This is a genomic window from Mesorhizobium sp. M7A.F.Ca.CA.004.12.1.1 (assembly GCF_003997835.1).
Classification (GTDB): Bacteria; Pseudomonadota; Alphaproteobacteria; order Rhizobiales; family Rhizobiaceae; genus Mesorhizobium.
On sequence record NZ_RZRK01000403.1, the window covers coordinates 1 to 5610 of the forward strand.

Annotated in this window: 5 protein-coding genes and 1 pseudogene; all 6 read left to right on the forward strand. The window is 63.1% G+C overall.

The window, feature by feature from the left end; genetic code table 11:
- The coding region (locus EN984_RS20580; RefSeq protein WP_127383912.1) for an aldehyde dehydrogenase family protein at nt 1-1016 on the forward strand (1016 nt) is incomplete at its 5' end.
- Between the two features lie 58 nt (nt 1017-1074).
- Nucleotides 1075-2079, forward strand: coding sequence for an ABC transporter substrate-binding protein (locus EN984_RS20585; RefSeq protein ID WP_127270212.1), 1005 nt, complete (start codon nt 1075-1077; stop codon nt 2077-2079).
- A gap of 59 nt (nt 2080-2138) precedes the next feature.
- Complete coding sequence (locus tag EN984_RS20590) at nt 2139-2999, forward strand: ABC transporter permease (protein ID WP_127270214.1); 861 nt, start codon at nt 2139-2141, stop codon at nt 2997-2999.
- 1 nt (nt 3000) lies between these two features.
- The gene (locus tag EN984_RS20595; protein WP_127270216.1) at nt 3001-3801 is read left to right on the forward strand and encodes an ABC transporter permease; all 801 of its coding nucleotides are present in this window, start codon (nt 3001-3003) and stop codon (nt 3799-3801) included.
- Complete coding sequence (locus EN984_RS20600) at nt 3798-4874, forward strand: ABC transporter ATP-binding protein (protein ID WP_127272069.1); 1077 nt, start codon at nt 3798-3800, stop codon at nt 4872-4874. Before EN984_RS20595 ends, EN984_RS20600 begins: the two co-directional genes overlap by 4 nt.
- 370 nt (nt 4875-5244) lie before the next feature.
- Nucleotides 5245-5610 (forward strand): annotated as a pseudogene (locus EN984_RS20605) (hypothetical protein); the annotation flags it as partial.

A 5610-nucleotide genomic window follows, 5' to 3' on the forward strand; every position in this document is an offset into this window, starting at 1 on the left:
ACTCACAGCTCTTCCTCTCGGCCGTCAAGCTCGGCCCGGCGCTCGCCGCCGGCTGCACCATCGTGCTTAAGGCTTCCGAGGACGGCCCGGCGCCGCTGCTCGCCTTTGCCGAACTGGTCCAGCAGGCCGGCTTCCCCTCAGGCGTCGTCAACATCCTCACCGGCTTTGGCCAGGAGTGCGGCCGGCGCCTGACCAGCCATCCGCTGGTTTCGCGCGTCGCCTTCACCGGCGGTCCATCGACGGCGCGCGCCATCGTAAGGAACACGGCGGAGAACCTTGCCTACACCACTCTGGAACTCGGCGGCAAAAGCCCGGTCGTCGTCTTCGCCGACGCCGACCTCGACAGCGCCGCCAACGCGGTGGTCGCCGGCATTTTCGCCGCGACCGGCCAGAGCTGCGTCGCCGGGTCACGGTTGCTGATCGAGCGCTCGGTAAAAGATGAATTCCTCGTACGGCTGAGGCGCAAGGCCGAAGCGATCCGAGTCGGCGACCCACAGGCTCCGGCCACAGAAATGGGGCCGCTCGCCACGCTGCGCCAGCGCGACTGGATCGAGAAGGTGGTCGCGGAGAGCCTTGCCGCGGGCGGCAGACTGGTCACCGGTGGAACGCGGCCAACCGGGGACGGCTTCTACTACGCGCCGACTATCATCGACGCCGGCGGCAGCGACCTGCCTTGCGTGCGGGAGGAATTGTTCGGGCCGGTGCTCAGCGTGCTTGCCTTCGACAGCGAGGCGCAGGCACTGGCGCTCGCCAACGATACGCCGTTCGGCCTGGCTTCGGGCGTGTTCACCAGCAATCTCGGCAAGGCGCATCGCATGGCGCGTGACATCCATGCCGGTGTTGTCTGGGTCAACACCTATCGCGCCGTATCGCCGCTCGTTCCCTTTGGCGGTTACGGCCTGTCGGGTCTCGGCCGCGAAGGCGGGCTCGACGCCATCCGAGATTACACGCGCTCGAAATCCGTCTGGATCAAGACGTCGGACGAGCCGATCCCGGATCCCTTCGTCATGCGCTGAGAGCGTGGGGCGCAGGTGCACTGAGAAAAACAAGAACAGACCAACAGAGGAGAATATCATGAAACTGATCCTGACCGGCTTGCTGGCCGGACTGCTCGCCGCCACCGCTGCCAAGGCCGATGAAATGGCCTTCACAAGTTGGGGTGGCACCACGCAAGAGGCGCAGACGAAATCCTGGGCGGCCCTCTTCGAGGCCAGCTCCGGCATCAAGGTCCTGCAAGACGGACCAACCGACTACGGCAAGCTCAAGGCCATGGTCGATGCCGGCAACGTCACCTGGGATGTGGTCGACGTGGAGATGGACTTCGCCATCAAGGCCGCCAAGGACGGGCTGCTGGAGCCGATCGACTATGCGGTCGTACCCAAGGCCGATCTCGACCCGCGCTTCAGCAATGAGCATGCCGTCGGCAGCTTCTACTATTCCTTCGTGCTTGCTTGGAACAAGGGCGCCGTTCCGGGCGAACCGACCGGCTGGGCCGACATGTTCGACACCAAGAAATTTCCCGGCAAGCGGACCTTCTACAAATGGTCGGCCCCCGGCGTCATCGAGATCGCGCTGCTGGCCGACGGCGTGCCCGCGGACAAGCTCTATCCGCTCGACCTCGACCGGGCCTTCAAGAAACTCGACACCATCAAGTCCGATATCGTCTGGTGGAGCGGCGGTGCTGAATCGCAGCAGCTGATTGCCTCCGGCGAGGCCGCTTTCGGCCAGTTGTGGAACGGTCGCGTCTTCGCCCTGCAGCAGGATGGCACCGATGTCGGTGTTGCCTGGAACCAGAACCTCACCGCCGCCGACGTGCTCGTCGTGCCGAAGGGCGCCAAGAACAAGGGCAGCGCGATGAAGTTCCTCGCTGCCGCCACCAGCCCGACCGGCCAGGCGAAATTCGCCGAGGCGAGCGGCTATGCGCCGATCAATACCAAGGCCAAGGCTGAGATGCCCGCCGATGCCGTCAAAGCACTCCCCGATGCCCATGTTGAGGGACAGATCAACCTCGACATGAACTACTGGGCCGAGCATCGAGACGAGATCGCCACGCGCTGGTATGCCTGGCAGACCAAGTAACGCCGTTGCAGGTGACGGGCGCGCGGCTTGCGCGCCCCGTTTCGGGACAGGACCGCTCGATGCAAGGAATTTCTTTCAGACGCAGCTCAGTCGCCGGCCTGCCGGCCGGCAGCGGCAGCGCCTTGCCGGCTCTGCTGCTGGTTGGCCTGTTCTTCATCATGCCGGTGGTGGCCCTGCTGCTGCGCAGCGTAACCGATCCTGAACCGGGCCTGCAGAACTACGCGACCCTGTTCGGCAGCGGCACCTATGTGCGGGTGTTCCTCAACACTTTCCTGGTCGCATCGGTCGTAACCGCCGTCACCATCCTGATGGCCTTTCCCGTTGCCTGGATGCTGGCGATCATGCCGCCGGCCATGGGATCGATCGTCTTCGGCATCATCGTGCTGTCGATGTGGACCAACCTTCTCACCCGCACCTATGCATGGATGGTGCTGCTGCAGCGTACGGGGGTGATCAACCGGGCACTGATGGGGCTCGGCATCATCCACGAGCCGCTGCCGCTTATCAACAATCTGGCCGGGGTCACCATCGGCATGGTCTACATCATGCTGCCCTTCATGATCCTGCCGCTGGTGGGCACTTTGCGCGCCATCGACCCTATGACGCTGCGCGCCGCCGCCCTTTGCGGCGCAAGCCCGTTCGAGGCCTTCCGCCGCATCCTCTTGCCGCTGTCTCTTCCGGGCGTCGCCGCCGGCGGTCTGATGGTCTTCGTCATGTCGCTCGGCTACTTCGTCACGCCGGCCCTGCTCGGCGGCACATCGAACATGATGCTGGCAGAGATGATCGCCCAGACGGTGCAGTCGCTACTCAACTGGGGGCTCGGCAGTGCGGCCGCCTTCGTCCTGCTTGTCGTCACCATGGCGCTCTACGCGATCCAGCTTCGCCTGGTTGGTGCCAGGCGCGCCGGGGGAGGGATCTGACATGCTGCTCGACTATGAACGGCTCGGATGGCTGCGGGTGGCGCTTGTCGGCTTCACGGCGGCCGTCGCGGCATTCCTGCTGCTGCCGGTGGTCTTCATCGTGCTCCTGTCGTTCGGTTCGTCGCGCTGGCTGGCCTTTCCACCACCCGGCTGGACGCTGAGATGGTATCAGCAATTGCTGGGCGACCCGACCTGGATCGATGCCGCGCTGACCAGTGCCCGAATTGCCGCCATGGCCGCTATGCTGGCCGTCATAATCGGCCTGTTCGCCTCCTTCAGCCTGGTCAGGGGGGAGTTCCGCGGACGCCAGGTCCTGCGCGGATTGCTGTTGACGCCGATGGTGCTGCCGGTCGTCGTTTTCGCCATCGCCATCTATGCTTTCTTCCTGCGCATCGGCCTTGCCGGCACCACGGTCGGCTTCGTCATCGCCCACACCATCCTGGCGCTTCCTTTCGCCATCATCCCGATCACCGCGGCGCTCGAAGGTTTCGATAAATCCATCGAGGATGCAGCCATCGTCTGCGGCGCAAGTCCGTTTCAGGCGCGGCTGAGGATCACCTTGCCGTCGATCAGGATCGGCATCTTCTCGGCGGCGATCTTCTCGTTCCTGGCCTCGTGGGATGAGGTCGTGGTGGCGATCTTCATGGCAAGCCCGACCTTGCAGACCTTGCCGGTTAAGATCTGGGGCAGCCTGCGCGCAGACCTCAGCCCGGTCGTCGCCGCCGCCTCGAGCCTGCTGGTTGGCCTGACGTTTTGCCTGATGATTGTGACCGCACTCCTTCGCAGAAAATTATCCAGATGACCCGGTCCTTCCTGTCCATACGCGCGCTAAGAAAGACGTTCGGCGCCTTCGTCGCCGTCCACGACGTGACCATCGATGTGCCTAAAGGTGAATTCCTGACGTTCCTCGGCCCGTCCGGCTCCGGCAAGTCGACGACGCTCTACGCCATTGCCGGTTTCCAGGATCCGAGCTCAGGCGATGTGCTTTTGGAGGACATGTCGCTGCTTTCGGTGCCGTCGCACAAGCGCAACATCGGCATGGTGTTCCAGCGCTACACGCTGTTTCCGCATCTGAGCGTCGCCGAGAATGTCGCCTTTCCGCTGCGCGTGCGCCGCCGGCACGATGCTGAGATCAAGCGCAAGGTTGCCGACATGCTGGCGCTGGTGCGTCTCGAAAACTTCGCCGACCGCCATCCGGGCGCGCTATCTGGCGGCCAGCAGCAGCGCGTGGCGCTTGCCCGCGCGCTCGCCTACGACCCGCCGATCCTTTTGATGGACGAGCCGCTATCGGCGCTTGACAAAAAGCTGCGCCAGGAAATCCAGGCCGAGATCCGCCGCATCCACCGGGAGACAGGCGTCACCATCCTCTATGTCACGCACGATCAGGAGGAGGCGCTGCACCTATCCGATCGAATCGCGCTGTTCAGGGAAGGCCGCATCGAACAGATCGGCACCGGCGAGGATCTTTACCTCCGGCCGGCGAGCGAATTTGTTGCCGGCTTCATCGGCAACTCGAATTTTCTGCCGGCTGAGCATTTGCAAACCGCGCGTGGCGTATCCACGATCCGCCTGGCCGAGGGCTCAATCGTGACCGGTATCAAAACGACAACGTCCTTCGGCCAGGGTCAGAGGGTCCGGCTGATGGTGCGCCCGGAAGCCTTCCGCCTCGCGCCTGGCCCCACGAGCGCGGCGCTTGCCGTCGAGATCATCGATACGGCGTTCTTCGGCGACCGCCGGCGCGTCGTGGCGCGCACGGCCGCCGGCGAGGAAATCGATGTCAGGCCAACCTCTGACGCCGAGGGAGCAGACAGCCCCGCAACATCAGGCAAGCGCATCTTTTTTGATCCCGGCTCGGCCTTCTTGTTTCCGGCCTGAAGGGCCGGATTGGTCAGGTCAAGTCGACGTCTGTCAAGTTCCGAAGAACCGCTTCTTAAAATCCGTGTCTGAACGCTGCCGATCCGCTCCTGGCTCAATGCCGCAACCGTTCGGGCTGTTGTGGCTCTGCTTTGATCTTGACTAATTAACTGTCTTGCAAACACGGACGTTGCGCTTCCTCGCGCATAGAGTTAATAATCTCCTAATATAAGCGTATTCTAAATCTCGTGCTCGCGAGTTTGGATGACGCAATTGGGGTAGGGAGAACGGGCGCGGCTGCCAAAGCCGTCGCAGCCACAGTTATTGAGCCATCATCCGCCCGCGAACGGTCCGCTTAAGCCGGCTGTTCGTAGCGCGGTGGCTCGTCTGGATGGCTCTGCCAATTGATGCCTGCCCGAATTCGCATGCCGGTCCGCGCTATTCTTCATCTGGTGGCAGCGGAACGTGCCGGACCGTCAATAGAACAGATTTGGGGCGTCTGTTCTTAAACAAAGGGGGGTTGAAAATGGCTACTCAGGTCACCGGTGCCGGCGGCACCACGACGTCGTTCTCGAACACGCCGCAAGCGAAGGACGATCTTCTTGCCTTTTCGGAAGATGCCACTGGCGTCTTGATCCTGAATGTATTGGCGAACGATCTGGGAGGAGCGGCCACACAGCTGTATTCTATCGACAACGCAGACAGTCTTACGACAGCGACGAAGATATACGCACCGACAGATCTACTGGCGCGCGAC